The organism is Shewanella sp. DW31 (assembly GCF_015767295.1).
GTDB classification, from domain to species: Bacteria; Pseudomonadota; Gammaproteobacteria; order Enterobacterales; family Shewanellaceae; genus Shewanella; species Shewanella oncorhynchi.
The window spans coordinates 94715-111540 of sequence record NZ_JADWMP020000011.1 but is presented as its reverse complement, the minus strand read 5'-3'; the positions used below and the strand labels follow the sequence as shown (position 1 = coordinate 111540).

13 protein-coding genes are annotated in these 16826 nt (G+C 45.7%); 7 read left to right on the top strand and 6 right to left on the bottom strand.

The window, feature by feature from the left end; genetic code table 11:
* Positions 1 to 8 precede the first annotated feature (8 nt).
* Both GWI56_RS11265 and deoD read left to right on the top strand, forming a co-directional pair.
* Positions 9 to 1223, top strand: a complete 1215-nt coding sequence (locus GWI56_RS11265; protein WP_105251710.1) for a phosphopentomutase — start codon at positions 9 to 11, stop codon at positions 1221 to 1223.
* 91 nt (positions 1224 to 1314) lie between these two features.
* The gene (gene deoD / locus GWI56_RS11260; RefSeq protein ID WP_006086929.1) at positions 1315 to 2025 is read left to right on the top strand and encodes a purine-nucleoside phosphorylase; all 711 of its coding nucleotides are present in this window, start codon (positions 1315 to 1317) and stop codon (positions 2023 to 2025) included.
* A gap of 189 nt (positions 2026 to 2214) precedes the next feature.
* Here deoD and GWI56_RS11255 read toward each other — a convergent pair whose 3' ends face one another.
* Complete coding sequence (locus GWI56_RS11255) at positions 2215 to 3285, bottom strand: AhpA/YtjB family protein (RefSeq protein ID WP_206766073.1); 1071 nt, start codon at positions 3283 to 3285, stop codon at positions 2215 to 2217.
* 43 nt (positions 3286 to 3328) lie between these two features.
* Here GWI56_RS11255 and serB point away from each other — a divergent pair, with 43 nt between their 5' ends.
* Positions 3329 to 4309: a phosphoserine phosphatase SerB gene (serB, locus tag GWI56_RS11250; RefSeq protein WP_198572938.1), complete on the top strand. Its 981-nt coding sequence runs from the start codon at positions 3329 to 3331 to the stop codon at positions 4307 to 4309.
* Between the two features lie 115 nt (positions 4310 to 4424).
* Positions 4425 to 5411 carry an alpha/beta hydrolase gene (locus tag GWI56_RS11245; RefSeq protein ID WP_198572937.1) on the top strand — a complete coding sequence of 329 codons (987 nt, stop codon included), beginning with the start codon at positions 4425 to 4427 and terminating at the stop codon, positions 5409 to 5411.
* Here GWI56_RS11245 and GWI56_RS11240 read toward each other — a convergent pair.
* Positions 5408 to 7789, bottom strand: coding sequence for a PilZ domain-containing protein (locus GWI56_RS11240; RefSeq protein ID WP_198572936.1), 2382 nt, complete (start codon positions 7787 to 7789; stop codon positions 5408 to 5410). The two genes, GWI56_RS11245 and GWI56_RS11240, sit on opposite strands and share 4 nt — an antisense overlap.
* 100 nt (positions 7790 to 7889) lie before the next feature.
* On the opposite strand from GWI56_RS11240, the gene radA reads away from it, so the two are divergent.
* Complete coding sequence (radA, locus tag GWI56_RS11235; protein ID WP_198572935.1) at positions 7890 to 9251, top strand: DNA repair protein RadA; 1362 nt, start codon at positions 7890 to 7892, stop codon at positions 9249 to 9251.
* Positions 9252 to 9332: 81 nt separating this feature from the next.
* Here the strand turns inward: radA and GWI56_RS11230 are convergent, their stop codons facing one another.
* Positions 9333 to 9704: a PilZ domain-containing protein gene (locus tag GWI56_RS11230; protein ID WP_105251715.1), complete on the bottom strand. Its 372-nt coding sequence runs from the start codon at positions 9702 to 9704 to the stop codon at positions 9333 to 9335.
* A 692-nt stretch (positions 9705 to 10396) separates the two neighbouring features.
* On the opposite strand from GWI56_RS11230, the gene GWI56_RS11225 reads away from it, so the two are divergent.
* Positions 10397 to 11749 carry an NCS2 family permease gene (locus GWI56_RS11225; protein WP_105251716.1) on the top strand — a complete coding sequence of 451 codons (1353 nt, stop codon included), beginning with the start codon at positions 10397 to 10399 and terminating at the stop codon, positions 11747 to 11749.
* Between the two features lie 62 nt (positions 11750 to 11811).
* Here GWI56_RS11225 and GWI56_RS11220 read toward each other — a convergent pair whose 3' ends face one another.
* From GWI56_RS11220 to GWI56_RS11210, 3 genes are all read right to left on the bottom strand, one after another.
* Positions 11812 to 12243 (bottom strand): CBS domain-containing protein, encoded by a 432-nt coding sequence (locus GWI56_RS11220; protein WP_113939315.1) that lies wholly within the window; start codon positions 12241 to 12243, stop codon positions 11812 to 11814.
* 115 nt (positions 12244 to 12358) lie between these two features.
* Complete coding sequence (locus GWI56_RS11215) at positions 12359 to 14245, bottom strand: lysophospholipid acyltransferase family protein (RefSeq protein ID WP_198572934.1); 1887 nt, start codon at positions 14243 to 14245, stop codon at positions 12359 to 12361.
* The gene (locus GWI56_RS11210) at positions 14235 to 15332 is read right to left on the bottom strand and encodes a UDP-2,3-diacylglucosamine diphosphatase (RefSeq protein WP_198572933.1); all 1098 of its coding nucleotides are present in this window, start codon (positions 15330 to 15332) and stop codon (positions 14235 to 14237) included. The genes GWI56_RS11215 and GWI56_RS11210 overlap by 11 nt, the downstream gene beginning before the upstream one ends.
* A 727-nt stretch (positions 15333 to 16059) precedes the next feature.
* On the opposite strand from GWI56_RS11210, the gene GWI56_RS11205 reads away from it, so the two are divergent.
* Positions 16060 to 16416, top strand: a complete 357-nt coding sequence (locus tag GWI56_RS11205) for a ribonuclease E inhibitor RraB (RefSeq protein WP_168822840.1) — start codon at positions 16060 to 16062, stop codon at positions 16414 to 16416.
* Positions 16417 to 16826: the final 410 nt, after the last annotated feature.

The following is a 16826-nucleotide window of genomic DNA, read 5'->3' as shown; positions in this document are numbered from 1 at the left end:
GAAGAATTATGAAACGTACCATTATTATGATGTTGGACTCCTTTGGAGTCGGTGCTTCTGCTGATGCAGCAAGCTTTGGTGATGTCGGTTCCGATACCTTTGGTCATATTGCTAAAGCATGCGCCGAAGGCAAAGCCGATATTGGCCGTGAAGGCCCGCTGAAATTACCTAACTTAGCGCGCTTAGGTTTAGGCCATGCAGCGATGGAAAGTACTGGCGCCTTTGCCCCCGGTTTTGGCGATAATGTTGAGCTGATTGGTGCTTATGGTCATGCACAAGAGTTAAGTTCGGGTAAAGATACGCCGAGCGGTCACTGGGAGATGGCGGGCGTGCCCGTACTATTCGAGTGGGGTTATTTCAGCGAGCATCAAAATTCTTTCCCTAAAGAACTGACGGATAAGATCTTAGCCCGTGCAGGTCTGGATGGATTCTTAGGTAATTGCCATGCCTCAGGTACAACCATTTTAGAAGAGTTAGGCGAAGAGCACATGCGCTCTGGCAAGCCTATTTTCTACACCTCTGCTGATTCAGTATTCCAAATCGCTTGTCATGAAGAAACCTTCGGTTTAGACAATCTCTATCGTCTTTGCGAAATAACCCGTGAAGAGTTAGAGCCTTACAACATAGGTCGCGTCATTGCCCGTCCATTTGATGGTACTGGTCCAAGTGATTTTGCCCGTACCGGCAATCGTAAGGATTATTCGCTCGCGCCACCTGCAAAAACTGTACTCGATAAGCTGAAAGAGGCTGGCGGTGAAGTGGTGAGTGTAGGCAAGATTGCCGACATTTATGCTTACTGTGGTATCACTAAAAAAGTGAAGGCGAACGGCTTAGAAGCACTTTTCGATGCGACTTTAGCCGAAGTGAAATCTGCGGGTGATAACACTATAGTGTTTACTAACTTCGTTGATTTCGACTCTCACTACGGTCATCGCCGTGATGTTGCTGGCTACGCCAAAGGGCTGGAATATTTTGATGCCCGTTTGCCTGAAATGCTCGCATTATTAGGTGAAGACGATCTGCTGATTTTAACGGCGGATCACGGTTGCGATCCAACATGGCAAGGCACGGATCATACCCGTGAATATGTGCCAGTATTAGCCTTTGGCGCTGGATTGAAAGCGGGATCGCTGGGTCGTCGTAATAGCTTTGCCGATATCGGCCAATCTATTGCGAGCCACTTTAAGCTTGAACCTATGGCCTATGGCGAATCGTTCCTTTAGGCAAATTAGCATTTATTTCGATTTGGCGGCTGACATTTGCCGCCAGTAAACAAAGACTTAAGTCTTAATAAAATAAACAGGGGTTATTTCGATGGCAACACCACACATTAATGCTGTAGAGGGCGCATTCGCTGAGACAATGCTGTTTCCAGGCGATCCATTACGTGCAAAATATATTGCTGAAACATTCTTAGAAAATGTTGAGCAAGTGACTGATGTTCGAAACATGCTAGGTTTTACTGGTACTTACAAAGGTAAGCGTATTTCAGTAATGGGTTCTGGCATGGGTATTCCTTCATGCTCTATCTATGCAACTGAATTAATTCGTGATTACGGCGTTAAGAACCTGATCCGTGTGGGTACTTGTGGTGCGATCAGCACTGACGTTAAAGTACGTGACGTGATCATCGGTATGGGTGCATGTACTGACTCAGCGGTTAACCGTTTACGTTTTAAAGGCCAAGATTTTGCCGCTATCGCTAACTATGAGCTGATGAATGCGGTTATCGAATCTGCGAAAGTTCGTGGCACTAAAGTTCGCGTAGGTAACATTTTCTCTGCGGACCTGTTCTACACTCCTGATCCACAAATGTTTGACGTGATGGAGAAAATGGGCGTGTTAGGTGTTGAAATGGAAGCGGCGGGTTTGTACGGTGTTGCCCATGAGTTTGGTGCGCGTGCCCTGTGCGTTGTGACTGTATCTGACCACATCCGCACCGGTGAAAAGACTTCTGCAGAAGAACGTCAAACCACATTCAATGACATGATCATCATGACATTAGAAGCGGCGATTACACTGTAACTGTTACGCTGTAAGAGTGTGCTACTGAAAAGGGTTCGCAATGCGAACCCTTTTTTATGCCAATTTTTAGCGGCTGTTCTATTCGACTTTGTAATTAATGGTTTGGTTATTAGAAATTGCTTGTTTATGGCTTATCTAGAGCTTAGCTATCAATAGATTAGTGATTTGCCTTATCTATCGAAATAGAGATTAACCTGTTGAATCTGTGTCGAGATCACTTGGTTCACTGGGTGTTTTTGGCGTCGAGGTTTCGGCTGCAGCGGCTGTTGCTTTAGTCGCGTGTTTTACCCGACGGACACTTTTCACTTTAGGTTTAACCTTAACAGGTACCGCTTGTTCCGCATCGTTTGCCGCGTTTTCAACTGTTGTATTATCCTGTAATTCCAATGATTTTTCTGACGTTTTTTCGGCCTTAGTTTGCACGCTGGTCTGAGTGAGCTTATCGGTATTTGCCTCTGTCACTGCTTTTGGTGCCTTAGTGGGCTTAGTCACTTTCTCTTGTGGGTTATCAGTGGTTGCCACCGGTTGATCTTCGGTTAGCTCTTGCGCCAAACCATCATTAACACTTTCTGATGGCTCTTCAGCTATGGATCGTTTCTTAGGTTTTTTCGGCGCTTGACGCAACTTAACCCGAAAGCGGCGGCGGTCGAAGTCGGCACGTTTGAAAGACAAAGAGCGCGAAAGCAACATACCAATCAAGCCTGCAACCAACAGCATGATTTGTTGTTGCTCCATGTTTAAATTATGGGCTTCTTTGATTTCGTTGAAAAATAACTTGGTATCAAGCCTAACTTCGACATAACCTAGATTTTTCCCTTCTTGGATCACGGGCTCTACATAGGGAGGATATTTGCTTAGCAGCAAATTCATATCTTCAGAGTCAGGATCAACTACATCCTTAGTGATGCTTTGAGCGAAGGATAGCCGCATGCCTTGGTCACTGAAGATGGCGGCGGACATCACCTTAGGATCTTCCACTAAAGCGCTGGCGAGCCATTGCAACTGCTCGTCATTTTGCAGTTGTAGCGCGGGTGCGGCACCATAAGCGGTTTGCTGTACCAGTAATCTGGCCATCTTTTGAGTTTGGGACTTTAGAAGCAGCTGACCTTGTAGTAGGCTTGTTTGCCACAATTGCACTAAGCCGAATATTAAGGCGAATGCGGCGGCAATTTGGATCAGTCTACTGATTTTATGGCTTTTCTTTAGCCCTTTAAGATATAACACTTTGACCCTTAAAATGTAGAGCGCTTGCCTAATCATAATTGATTCTGAGTGAGCCCGATAGTTGGAGAATTTAAGTCCGATGGAAAGCTTGAACCAAGATGCGCTTTTTTTGTGGTTAGTCTCTGGCCATTCCCCAAGGTTTGAACGCCAAGGGCAAGTGTTTGAACGCTATCAAGAGTCAGCAAACCCCGCTGGTGTTTCACGTGTGCGAATTATTTATCAAGATGCCGTGGTAGAGGCGACAATATCGGCATGGATAGCGCAATTACCTCAGTCTAACGTTATCGGTATCGCCCATATCGAACGACAAGTTGGTTTACATTGTATCGAGTTGGCACTGGTAAATTTGCCTTCTCAGGCGCAGTTAGCGGCATTCCCGCAGTCTTTAGCTGAACTGCATGTCATTCATGCTGATTTGCCTTGCTTGAATCATCCCGGCTTATTAGTGATGGATATGGATTCCACAGCGATTCAGATTGAATGTATTGATGAATTAGCGGCCATGGCAGGCGCGGGTGAGCGCGTGGCGGCGATTACTGAACGTGCTATGCAAGGTGAGCTAGATTTTGAGCAGAGTCTGCGTCAGCGTGTGGCACAGCTTAAGGGCGCCGATGCCAGTATTATCACGACATTGTGCGACAACTTGCCTTTGATGCCTGGGCTTGAGCTTATGCTTTTAGAGCTTAAATCCCATGGCTGGCGTTTAGTGGTTGCATCTGGCGGCTTTACGCCTTTTGTTGGCCATTTAAGGCAGCTTCTAAACTTAGATGCGGCCTTTGCTAATGAGTTAGTGATCACTGACGGTAAACTTGCGGGGGAAGTAACAGGTAAAGTTGTGGATGCGCAGTTTAAAGCGGATGTGGTTGAGCGTTGCAGTGAGCAGTGGCAAATTCCAAAAGGCCAAAGAGTCGCGATCGGCGATGGCGCGAATGATATTCCTATGGTGATGGCAGCGGATTTTGGTATCGCTTTCCATGCCAAACCTAAGCTGGCAGCGGCGGCGGATGCCAATATTCGCCATCTCGACCTGCGGGTTCTACCTTATCTGCTACAAATCTAGGTTATTCATTTATTTAAATATAAGTCTGGATATAGACTGAGTTAGAGTAAGGACTCTTGTCTTTTATTGATGAGCTGGTAGTTTAGGGATATTGATAAACTACCAGTGACTTATTTTGACTCAGCTCGCCCAAGGCTCAATTTCGACCATTTCACAGTCTTCAATCTACCTGCCGTACCGCGATGGTCAACTGCATCTGCGCCAGTTATTACCGGCTGCGCCTGATTTTTCTAAAACGCCTATCCTCATGCTCCATGGTGCTATGTCTAACGGTCGGGTGTTTTATAGCCAGAGTGGCCGTGGTCTTGGTTGTTATTTAGCGAAGGCGGGATTTGTGGTGTATGTGCTGGATACTGCAGGAAGAGGGCTCAGCTTGCCTAAAATCGATCGTGATTTTACCTTAGGGCAGGGTGAAGTGATCCGCGAGCAGTTACCTTTAGTGCAGCAGGCGATTCTCGATTTACATCAAAAAGTCTGCCAAGAGCAGACGGCTCGTAAAGCCGCGGCGCCTTTGCAGGTGCATTGGTGCGCCCATTCATGGGGCGGCGTGTTGATGGCGAGTAGTTTGGCCCGATATCCTGATTTGCAGCAAAGCGTTCGTTCACTGCTTACTTTCGGTAGCAAACGGACAATTCGGGTTAAGTCCTTCAAAAAGTGGTTAATGGTTGATGTTTTTTGGAATCGTTTAGCGCCAGGTTTAGCGATGGGCCAAGGTTACCTCGCCGCCGATAAGCTGCGCATTGGTATGGACAATGAGAGCCGTGCCTCATTAGTTCAAAGTATCGATTGGGTGCGGGGCGATTGGATCGATCACGATGATGGGTTTGATTATGCGAAAGCGGCAAAGCATGCTCATTGGCCACCGGCTTGGTTTATCTCAGGGCAAAACGATACTGTGTTGGGGCATCCAGAAGATGTGGCGGATATGGTCGTAGAGTGTGGTTTTAAACGGGTTAAATCGACGCTTCTCTCTAAGGATAATGGCTTTAAGCATGACTATGGTCATGCAGATATGCTGACGCATTTAGATGCCACCAGTGATCATTTTCCTAAGATAAGGGATTGGTATTTAAGTTTTGATCTGGCGGTATTGAACAATTAAGACTGCTTTTTATGAAGTACTGGGTATCTTAATTCGACTTCTTGGGTAATATCTAACAGTTCGCCGACACCAATCACACGCCATAACTGTTCTTCTAACTGCTTAGCTTTATGGTTTGCATGAATATTAATGTATTCCAATTCACGGCGTAGGTAGTTCATATCAGGCTTCTCTGTCGCGCCGCGATAAATCCGTAGGGCGAGGAACCTGCCTAGTGCTTTGCTCTGATTGATAAAGGTTATCTGTGCTTCGACATCACCGATTTCAGTTGCAAGAGTGCACTTTAAAAAGATTTTTCCGCGAGATTGACGAATTAACTGAATAAACACTTCAATAAAATCCATGTCCTGTTGGGGTTTCATTTGACGGATAGGTTCGAGAATATCTCGCTTAAAAAAACCGTCTTTTAGCAGCGGCGCTAAATTATATTGCAGAGTATCTGAGGTGCCCGCGGCAAAAATATCGCTGATTTCATCCTGTTGTGTGCCAACGCCTAAACAAGCGACTTGGGCAGATTTTGTCGTTTTTTCAACAAAATAGGGCACAGAATGTAAATCATGCATCAAAATATTTTTTAAACCATCGGCAAGTTCTTTGATTTCACTATTGTTTTCGGTGAGTTGCTCTAATTTTTCTTTGTTATGGGCAATAAGTTTATTTAAAAATTCTACCCCAACATGGGGCGTATGGCCCATAACGGCGGTTAAATGCAAGGTTACACCATTCTTGCGGGTACGCACTAAGCGGTAGGGGAGGTTATCTAGCTGTGTTTTGCCTGCAATGGTTTGGAGCTTTGGGAAGCTTAACAGTAGTGGTTTATTTGATGAAAAATCTGCAGGATTATCCAAGGTTAATTGCATGCCTCGGCTTGAAATATCTAAAGTAATGCCCGTGGCTTTGTGCTTGTCTTGAGTCACATTGACTAAGGTTTTAAAGGCGAAACGCGCTTCTTGGCGTCGCTCGCTAAACTGCATGGAAACTAACTTAATTTGATTGGTGGTCAGTCGTTGTTGACCAAAGGTTTTTAGGGCGTTGGCATTACTGTCGTCTTGCCAAGCTTTGTAATGGCCTCTGGTATCTTCGTTGCTGATTTCGATGAGCTGAAGCAAATGACTAAATTGTGATAATTGTTGTTCGACCAATGGGCTAAATTTTGCTTCATCTCCTGGGAGGGTCGCACGTCGATAACCCTTGTCATGATAAATTCTATCTTGGGTGACTTTGAAGATCCGCCAGCTGGGCTTGGTCGATGCAAAGCCTAAAAATAAAGGCATCATGCCCTTAGCTTTAAGCTCTGCTAAGGTGGCAGAGTAAAAATATAAGCAACCTTGGGCATTATAGGTAAAACTAAAAAATAGCCCATGGTCGGGATTTTCAGGATGATTAAGTAGCGCAGATAAACGGCTTGGCGTCAGCATGGCTGGTAACTGGCTCACATCATTTTCATCTTGAAAATAATGCACTATCTGCTGGTTATCTCGGCTGAGTAGCATGTGGCTCAAACCTTGAGTTTGAGTATTGAAATATAAAGGTAAGTGCGGTAAATGGGGTAAATAATGACGCTCAAATCCAAGCCCAGATGCAGTTACTATCACATCATTCACATCTACTTTGTAACGCAGTTTGTAGCCGCGGATTAAATTGCCAAGCATTTCACTTAAGGCTTCGCTGCCCCCAATACGCTTGAGTCTTAACCAAATATATTCGCCATTGGTTTGGCTATCGACAACCTCATAGTCAACACCGAGCTGGAGATCGGGATAGTAAAACTCTTCACTGAGTTCCAGTAACTTTATTTTTAGGGGATGGTCGAGATCGAAGGGATGGTTAGCTGCAAGGCGAATACGGGCACCACCTACGGATAAATCTGCAGTTATCCCTTGTATTTCACCACGGCCGGTTTGCGATGCTGCGATGCGAATACTGTAATTCATCCGCTCTTCTGTGCGGTTGAAATAACTGCCTAATACCACGCCGGGCACCATAAAAGGCTCTGACTCAGCGGCCTCTACCTGCGTGACACCTTGGCGCAACTTTAACCGACGTTGTTGGTGAGCATTGAGCACATACTCGTATACTCCCAAGGTATATTGATTGCGAAACAGTGACATGGCCTCATGCATACTGTTTTTGGCGGGTTCATCTAAAAAATGTCGCTGTTGACCTAACATCACTTCAACACAAGGAAGCTCAGATTTATCCCTGAGATCGATAATTCGCGTGCATGGTGAAGCCAAACGACTGAGTTCCATTTTCACTAGAAAACGGGTCGAATTGGTTTCATCTATCGTCAGCTGCTGGAAAATCTCTTGGAAGTTAGGTTCCATGAGCAATGGCTTGAGCTGTTCGATGAGTGCACTATGGTTATCTAGACTCATGTAGGGTTCTTTTTAATGCTTATTTTGTATTGGGCTGTTAGTCTTATGTCGGCAGTATTCGCAGTTACTTAAATTGATTTTATACAGATTTTAATGAGTTATGGCAAAGAATAAAACGGCGTACGTATGTAATGAGTGTGGACAAGACTTTCCTCGTTGGCAAGGGCAGTGTAGCGCTTGTCAGGAATGGAATACGATCACTGAGGTGAGGCTCGGTGCAGCTTCGCCTGGGCGCAGCACTAAGTTTGTCGGTTATGCCGGAGCAAGCAGCAATGAAGTGAAGACATTAGATCAAATCGATCTCAATGCCTTACCGCGGATCTTGAGTCATTTTGGCGAATTAGATCGAGTACTCGGTGGTGGGATTGTACCAGGTTCTGCCATTTTGATAGGCGGACATCCAGGCGCAGGTAAGAGTACGCTTTTATTGCAAACTCTGTGTCATTTGGCCGAGCAAATGCCTGCACTGTATGTCACGGGTGAAGAATCGTTGCAGCAGGTAGCGATGCGCGCCCATCGCCTTGGTTTACCAATCAATAAATTGCGGATGTTGTCTGAAACCAGCGTCGAGCAAATTTGCGAAGTTGCCCTTAAAGAATTGCCTAAAGTCATCGTTGTTGACTCGATTCAAGTGATGCACATGAGTGATGTGGCATCGAGCCCTGGCAGTGTGTCGCAGGTGCGTGAATCCGCTTCTTACTTAACCCGTTTTGCGAAAGAAAATGGCATTGCCGTGATCATGGTCGGCCATGTAACCAAAGATGGCAGTTTGGCTGGGCCCAAGGTATTGGAACATTGTATCGACTGCTCTGTGATGTTCGAAGGGGATAGCGATAGTCGTTACCGCACCTTGCGCTCCCATAAAAATCGTTTTGGCGCGATCAATGAATTAGGTGTATTTGCCATGACCGAGCGCGGCTTAAAGGAAGTCGCCAATCCTTCGGCAATCTTCCTTTCTCGTGGTGAAGAATCATCTGGCTCGCTTGTCATGGTGGTTTGGGAAGGCACCCGGCCCTTGTTGGTGGAGCTGCAAGTGCTGGTGGATAACTCAGCCATGTCTAACCCGCGCCGCGTGGCTGTGGGTATGGATGCAAACCGTTTGGCCATGTTGCTTGCTGTAATGCACCGCCATGGTGGTTTGCAGATGTCGGATCAGGACGTGTTTGTTAACGTGGTGGGCGGCGTAAAAGTGACTGAAACCAGTGCCGACTTAACCTTGCTGCTTGCTATGGTATCGAGTTTTCGCGGTGATATTTTGCCTAGCGATTTAGTGGCCTTTGGTGAGGTCGGGTTGTCCGGTGAAATTCGTCCTGTGCCCAATGGGCAAGAGCGATTAATCGAAGCCGCTAAGCATGGTTTTAAGCGAGCAATAGTGCCCAAGGCCAATGTGCCGAAAAAGCCTCCAGCTGGGATGGAAGTGGTGGGTGTTTCTAAGTTATCCGAAGCGCTAGAAGCGATTTAGCATCAAATGCTCGCGAGTGAGATTAACACCAGTAAGTAAAACAGCGCCATTAGGCGCTGTTTGTATTTGTGAGCTGGTGTTTTAAGCTGTGATATTGTGTTTTTCGATAAACAACATAAGTTCACGATTCAGCAAAGAAGCATCACCTAGGTTCAGTTCCACCATACGTTTTAGGTGGCTGATACTATCAACATCGATAAAGTTACACTTCAAACCTAATTGGGCATTTTTTTGATGGACCAACTCAGTTTCCATACGGATCTCAATGTCAGATTCTGGTAAGGCAAAACTGAGGGTAATAGCATCACCCGAATTAATAAAATTTTGCGGTTCTTCAACCAAGGCGCCATTTAGACTCAAATCGAGAATGGTCGTCTCCCACTGTGCACCACCTTGTTGTAGATGTGCGCTCGTGGCAAATAGAATCCGCGAAAACTTACGCCTTTCGTCCATACCCAATCCTTTTTCTTTCATAGTCAGCTAAGTGTAGTCCCATCAGTGCCTCTAAGCATAAGTCATATTGATGTGACTGTAAAAGCAGAGTAATTTTTTGTTCAATAAAGCTACCAAGATCGCATATTCACGCAGGCGGTGTGAATGACGAGGTGTTCGTTACAGAAAGTGTAAGTGTGGCTCCTTAAACAACAACCACTGAAACGTTAATACGCCAAGTATCAATACACAGTATCAAGGTTTGGTTGACTTGCCATATTCTAATATTGGGAGATAAAGGAAGGGTGAAGTTAGCGTACGTTTACGCGGCACTGGCAGACTCTTATCGTGATTAATGTGATATTAAGTAGCAGTTATTACATAGGTTTAGGCGTTTTTTTAAACAACAGATTTCAGTTTTTGCCGCTAATTTTTTATCGAAGTGTAGGCGATGTCTTAGCTATCTTTGGGAGATTCCAGTATCATCCGCGGCCAACAACGGCTGCGTCTACATGGTTAATGGCTTTTTAATCATCGCGAGGCATCACTGCTTGCAGATCATGGATTTTTCCCACAGTAGGAAAATGATGTGGATCTCTCACCCAAGTCTGATGGATTTGGGGCTCTAATCTGCCGCAGCCAGCGTCGCCAATTGCGTTTTAGGGTAATTGGTACCGACCCCATTTTAAGAGATCACAAGGTATAACAATATTATGTCTGAGCAATTGAGTTCAACAGCCGTATCCTCTGGTTCGTTTCTGGACCGTTATTTTTCTATTCAACAACGTGGTAGCACAGTTCGCCAAGAAGTGATTGCGGGATTCACAACCTTCCTCGCTATGGTCTACTCAGTGATTGTGGTGCCTAACATGTTAGGCCAAGCGGGATTTGATCCCGGCGCCGTGTTTATCGCCACCTGTTTAATAGCTTCATTTGGTTCTTTGCTCATGGGTTTATGGGCTAACTTACCTATGGCAATTGGCTGCGCGATTTCGCTCACGGCCTTTACTGCGTTTAGCTTAGTCCTAGGTCAGGGAATGTCGATTCCAGTCACCTTAGGCGCGATTTTCCTAATGGGTGTCACGTTCACGCTTGTGAGTGTGACAGGTATTCGCCAGTGGGTGCTGGCTAATTTACCAAAGGGCATAGCCCACGGTACAGGCATAGGTATCGGCTTGTTTTTACTTTTGATTGCGACTAACAGTGTGCAGTTGATTGTGGCCAATAGCGCAGGCTTACCTGTGAAGTTAGGCGACATTAACAGTTTACCTGTTATCGCTACCGTTATAGGTTTAGCGGCGACAATTGGTTTAGAGCGCCGCGGTGTACCTGGCGGTATTTTGTTGGTGATTATCGCGCTATCGGTATTTGGTTTAGTGTTCGATCCGAGCGTTAAATACCAAGGTTTGTTCGCCTTGCCTGATTTTACCTCAGAGCATTCACTGATTGGTCAGCTCGATATTATGGGAGCCTTTAATCCTGTGGTCTTGCCTATCGTATTAGCGTTAGTGATGACGGCGATTTTCGATGCGACCGGCACTATCCGTGCTGTGGCTGGCCAAGCTAATTTACTCGATAAAGACGACAATATTGTCGGCGGCGGTAAAGCCTTAACTTCAGACTCAGTCAGCAGTATGGTGGCAGGTTTAGTCGGCGGTGCACCAGCGGCTGTGTATATCGAGTCGGCGGCGGGGACTGCAGCGGGCGGTAAGACAGGTTTAACCGCGACTATCGTTGGCGTACTGTTTTTATTGATGATGTTTTTAGCGCCATTAAGCTACTTAGTGCCTGCCTATGCGACAGCGCCTGCTTTGATGTATGTGGGTTTGTTGATGCTGAGTAATGTGGCGAAACTCGATTTTGACGATAAAGTTGATGCCATGTCGGGCTTAACCTGCGCTGTGTTTATCATCTTAAGCTGTAATATCGTTACCGGTATTATGCTGGGTTTTGTGACACTGGTGGTAGGCCGTATTTGCAGTGGCGAATGGCGCAAACTGAAGTTAGGCGTGCTTGCCATCACCTTAGGTTTAGTGGTGTTTTATATGGGTGGCTGGGCGATTTAAGTTAGGCAAACTGAGTGATTTGAACTGAGTTATTGAGAACAGAAGCGAGTGCAGTCTTAGGATTAGCACTCGCTTTGATTTTGTGCCCTGTACTCACAATAGGCACGTAATAAGTCTTTCCAAGTAACAATCCCAACCAATTTACCGTCCTCTAACACGGGTAAACAGCCTATATTGTTATCTAATAACATGCGGGTCGCCGTGTCTAAATTGATGTGGGGTGCGACGGTAACCGGATTGCGCGTCATCACTTGATGCACACGTTTTTGCAGGGTTTCTAAGTCTCTTGCGGTTTCCGCGCTACTGCCCAAGTTCGGGCTAATCGCGCGCAATAGATCCCGCTCCGATAACACGCCTTCAAGTTGATACTCATCGACGACCAACAAGTGATGAAAGCTCGCTTGGTCGAAGATTTCCTTCGCCACAGTTAATCGATCGTCCATTTCAACCGTGACGACTCGGGTACTCATAATATCGGCGATAATGATCGGCATGATGATCCCCTGTTAAGCTTGCGCATCCTAAGATGCGCTCTGTTAATGCGCTGCATTACAGTTACTTATAACAGAGTGGTGCAAGTTTAGCCAACACCCATTACAAAGTTTTAACTCAAAGATCTTGGATCTCTGGCTCATCATCTGCTGTGATTTGCATCCGCTCCGATTCGGGCAAGTGTGCGCCTATGTAGCGTTGATACTTTTTGCCTTTCAGTTTGTGGGTGTCCACCAGTACTAAGCCATCGATACAATCGCCAAAGTCGGCGTCAATACCAAAGGCGAGAAACTTAACCCCATCCGCTTTACACAGTTCACCATATTGTTTGTAGAGCGTAGGTACGGCCGCCCCCATACTCGCGAGCACTTGTTTGAGTTGCTTAAAGTTACTCTGATAATCCTCGGAGAAATACAAGTCATCTAACTTAGCTTTTTGGGATTTAGATAAGCCAAAGGGCGACATGGAAACTGCCATCTGCTGTGCAGGTGCAAATTCCCGCGCATAAAAGTGCACTAGCATTTCCCTAGCACTTCCAGGCAGTTGATTACTGATGGATACTGGGCCAAATAGATAACGATATTCAGGATGCTTGGCGAGATAAGCCCCAATGCCAAACCACAGATAATCTAAACTGCGTTTACCCCAATATTTAGGCTGCACAAAGCTGCGACCGAGTTCTAACCCTTGCTTCACAAAGGGCATAAAGCTGTCGGCGTATTGGAATAGGGATTGGCTGTAGAGTGCGTTGTCGCCATATTTTGCTAAGACTTGCTCACCACTGGCAAAACGATAGGCGCCGATAATTTCAAACTGCTCTTTATCCCACAACACTAAGTGTTGGTAGTAGGAATCGTATTTATCGATATCGCGGCGCTTGCCCGAACCTTCGCCTACGGCGCGAAAGGCGATTTCCCTAAGGCGGCCAATTTCCCGCATGATGGGATTACTGTCGTGGTGTTGGTAGAGATAAATCAACTTGTTATCTTGCGTTTCCCCTAGAAGTTCACATTGTTGCAGTGCCGCTTGCAGTTCACGGCGCGATTCGGGGTGGGCGATAGCGCTCTGTGTGATAAACAGTGGATCTTTATCTTTGCCGATACGATACAAATGATTTTTAAGCAGTTTTATCTTTGTCTTGAGTGGAAAGTCCATTGAGCGTACGGCTTCATTGGGAATGAGCTCGCCAATGCGGATCGGCATATTACGTTTAGCCTGCTTGAACATTTCCTTCACTAGCAGCAGTGTCGCGAGTGGCTTATAAATCATAGATGCGCCGTAGAAAGTGGCAGAGTTTTTGGCATCTAAAAATATTGGAAGTAGGGGCGCATTGCAGGAAATCGCCATCTTTAAAAAGCCTGAGTGCCATTGGGTATCACGCACGCCGTTAGGACGCAGACGTGAGACTTCGCCCGACGGAAAAATCAGCACTGCGCCTTCGTTACGCAGGTGCTGGTGGATTTTTTCTAAATGTTGTTTCGGTGTGCCGCCGGTCATATTGCGCACTGGCAGTAGGATTGAGTGCAGCGGTTCCAGCGCCATCAAGAGTTCATTCGCGACGACTTTTATATCTGGGCGAACTTCACTGATGAGTTTGATGAGCGCTAATGCATCGAGTGAACCTATAGGATGGTTGGCGAATATCACCACTCGGCCTTCGCAGGGAATGTTTTCTATCTCGTTGGCGGGCACGGTAAAGCTAAAGTCAAAACTCGCCAGCATTTGTTCGACAAAGTCTACGCCCTGTAAATAGGTATATTGACTGGCGATATCGTTGCACTGTTTTTCATTGAGTAGGTAACGCAGCATGGCCTTGGCAGGTTTAGCGAGCCAAGGTTTGTCATTGATAGCTGGTAGATTTTGTTCAACCACATTATCAACGGTAAAAATCATGTTATTCGCCTTAAACGGCACAGTATGCTTGTTATGGCTAAGTTTGCTGTTTAGCGTTTTTTCATTGTATTCCATAGCGTTATGTAATTGATTCATAGTGTTAGGCAACATCCCTTGGGCGAGTTTCGCCGGTATTTGTGTTTGGCATTTGCTGCGCTGCCGTTTTTTGTTGCTTGTCTTTGTGCGTCTTAGGCGGCTGTTGTACCAGCGCTATACTGTTGAGAATATCGAGCTTGAGCGTTTGCTCGTTCCAGCGGCAAAGTTGTAATTCGCCGCTTAAGGTTTCTGTGATTAAACTGCAGTTTTCGACCCAGTCACCGTCGTTGGCGTAGATGATCTGCCTCTTTTCTGGGGGACTGAGTGGTGAGTAATATTGGGCTGCTCTGGGATGAGTCGAGAGTTCGGGCTGATGGATATGACCGCAGATCACACCGTCAACATCAAAGTGCTGGGCATAGTTGAGTACCGCTTGACGGTAATGTCCAATAGCGGCTTGAGCTTTACCCACTTTGGACTTGATATAACTTGCCAGTGACCAATAGGGGTAACCTAAGCGTTCCCGCAAGCTATGGAGATTGCGATTGAGGAACAATAATAGGTCATATAAATGGTCGCCCAATATGGCGTAGAAACGGCCGACACACACATCGGCATCAAACTGATCCCCGTGGAGCATCAAGAGTTTATGGCCGCCGATTCCGTGGTGAATATGTTGGCGGGCAATTTTAATATTCCACAGGCTTAGCTCGGCGTAGGGTTTAATCAGTTCGTCATGGTTGCCCGGCAGATAAATCACTTGGATGCCGTTTTGTGCCAGTTCAATGAATTTTTGCAGTACCTTATTGTGGCTATCGGGCCAGTGCAGCTTACGTTTCAACGCCCATAAATCGACTATGTCACCGACCAGATACAAGTGCTGACAACGCACAGTTTCAAGCAAGCTGAGCAGGTAGTCAGCCTTGCAATCCTTACAGCCTAAATGGATATCTGACAACCAGAGGGCGTTAATTGTGATGCTTGCTGTATGGGCTGAAGTTAATGCGGATGGGGTAATAGCGGCACAATTGAATTGATTTGAGGATGTTGGTGCTAATGTTGGCGTTTGTGTTGAGCGATTAAAGATGGGAGGGGAAAGGCTGGGGTCATTTATCTCTTCCCGCGTAGACCTCTCAAGTTTCCTGAAATTAAATCCTGTCATCTCGTATTCACCCCATTAGGCTGTTAACGAATATGAGCTTAGTGGGGGGCTTTGACCGAATGATGAAGTTTAGATGACATGCAGATGACAAAAGGTGAATCAGCCTGGACTGAACCTGCAAGATTCACATCAGGATGCAATTAGAACCGACAGGTTGGTTTAACTTACTTCTGCCCCAAAGCAAGATAACTTTGTTGTCAGTTTACAGCATGTTTCCCCTGTGACTCGCCGCCCTTGCATTTAACAAGAAGCGTCCCTGAGGGCTCGACGACGGCATCCATGCCGCCAACGGTCACAGTTGCAACAATGCCAATCTTAATTAACACTTCTGCTGTTCGTTTAGCTAAAAAGCTATTGCCCCGAAATGAGTTAGCAAGTTGTTAGTGGCGTCGCAACAAACGGACTTTGTGCCCTAAAAATTCTCATCTATATCTCTCGCTTGGCACAAGTCACCTGCGATTTGTCAAAACTGTACAAGTATACCGTCGTATTTAAATCATAAGTATTTTGAGCGATTTTAAACTCATTTGTTTGCGTGTTTATCCAGCCTAAAATTAATAAAACCCTTAAAATCATTTGTATATACTTTACCAAAATTAGTTAATAGGTTTGGGAAACGCGCATGCGCGTTTTTCCAGATGGTGTATTTGAAAAAAAGCTGATAAGTTCCTTTTATTACAAGTAATTAACAGTGCGCGTTTTTACTGGTCTAATGAGGTAAACGCGCATGCGCACTAATAAAATGTTAGGCAACAAGGAGAGTTCTGTGACCTGGCCAAATGATGCAGATGGGGATGTACTTCGACGGCTTGAAGCCGATGGCTTCGATTTTTCTAAATCCTACACAGTTGATTACAACATTGATTTTGATAGTTGGCCGCCAGCACTGGAGGCTCTTGAATTACTCAAATCTAAATACGGCAATATTGAGGTGTACGAACCAGATGAAGATTATGCTGGGTATGTGCAATTTCAAATAAACGCCCCTATTACTTATGAAGGCGTCACATCTACTCAAAGAAACGCTAGCTCCGCTATGCAACCTTTTGGTGGGGTTTGCGAGTCTTGGGGAATAATGCACTAGTGCACAGCCTAACAACTGGTTCAAACCGTTCGCTTCGCTCACTGGGACTGGCTAAAGCCAGCCCCTTAACCAAACGTTATGTGGCAATTGAGAATGATTAGACTTATTAGCATTTTGCTTTTTACCGCCCTGTGCGGATGTACTGCGACCAAGCCTACAGAAGTAGAATTAAATTTCTCATATCAGGACAACTACGACTATTTCGGGTACGTTACTTATTGGGTGAGAAACCCAGAAATTCCCCCGACAGGTGACAATATAGTCGGGGCTGAAAAGGACTTTGTACTCTGCAAAAGTGAGATAAAGGAGCATCTAATTGATAAACAATTTCCAAGTCGTGATATCCAATATGCATTTATCGTAGAATGTATGTACAAAAAGAGCTGGTTCTTGTCTGCCGAGACTTATAT

Excerpts from the sequence above, each read along its gene's own strand:
- GWI56_RS11240 (WP_198572936.1), bottom strand. The coding sequence starts at position 7,789 with ATGAGTCTAGATAACCATAGTGCACTCATCGAACAGCTCAAGCCATTG.
- GWI56_RS11205 (WP_168822840.1), top strand. The coding sequence starts at position 16,060 with ATGCGCACTAATAAAATGTTAGGCAACAAGGAGAGTTCTGTGACCTGG.
- GWI56_RS11265 (WP_105251710.1), top strand. The coding sequence starts at position 9 with ATGAAACGTACCATTATTATGATGTTGGACTCCTTTGGAGTCGGTGCT.
- radA (WP_198572935.1), top strand. The coding sequence starts at position 7,890 with ATGGCAAAGAATAAAACGGCGTACGTATGTAATGAGTGTGGACAAGAC.
- GWI56_RS11230 (WP_105251715.1), bottom strand. The coding sequence starts at position 9,704 with ATGGACGAAAGGCGTAAGTTTTCGCGGATTCTATTTGCCACGAGCGCA.
- deoD (WP_006086929.1), top strand. The coding sequence starts at position 1,315 with ATGGCAACACCACACATTAATGCTGTAGAGGGCGCATTCGCTGAGACA.
- GWI56_RS11255 (WP_206766073.1), bottom strand. The coding sequence starts at position 3,285 with ATGATTAGGCAAGCGCTCTACATTTTAAGGGTCAAAGTGTTATATCTT.
- GWI56_RS11225 (WP_105251716.1), top strand. The coding sequence starts at position 10,397 with ATGTCTGAGCAATTGAGTTCAACAGCCGTATCCTCTGGTTCGTTTCTG.
- GWI56_RS11215 (WP_198572934.1), bottom strand. The coding sequence starts at position 14,245 with ATGTTGCCTAACACTATGAATCAATTACATAACGCTATGGAATACAAT.
- GWI56_RS11220 (WP_113939315.1), bottom strand. The coding sequence starts at position 12,243 with ATGCCGATCATTATCGCCGATATTATGAGTACCCGAGTCGTCACGGTT.
- serB (WP_198572938.1), top strand. The coding sequence starts at position 3,329 with ATGGAAAGCTTGAACCAAGATGCGCTTTTTTTGTGGTTAGTCTCTGGC.
- GWI56_RS11210 (WP_198572933.1), bottom strand. The coding sequence starts at position 15,332 with ATGACAGGATTTAATTTCAGGAAACTTGAGAGGTCTACGCGGGAAGAG.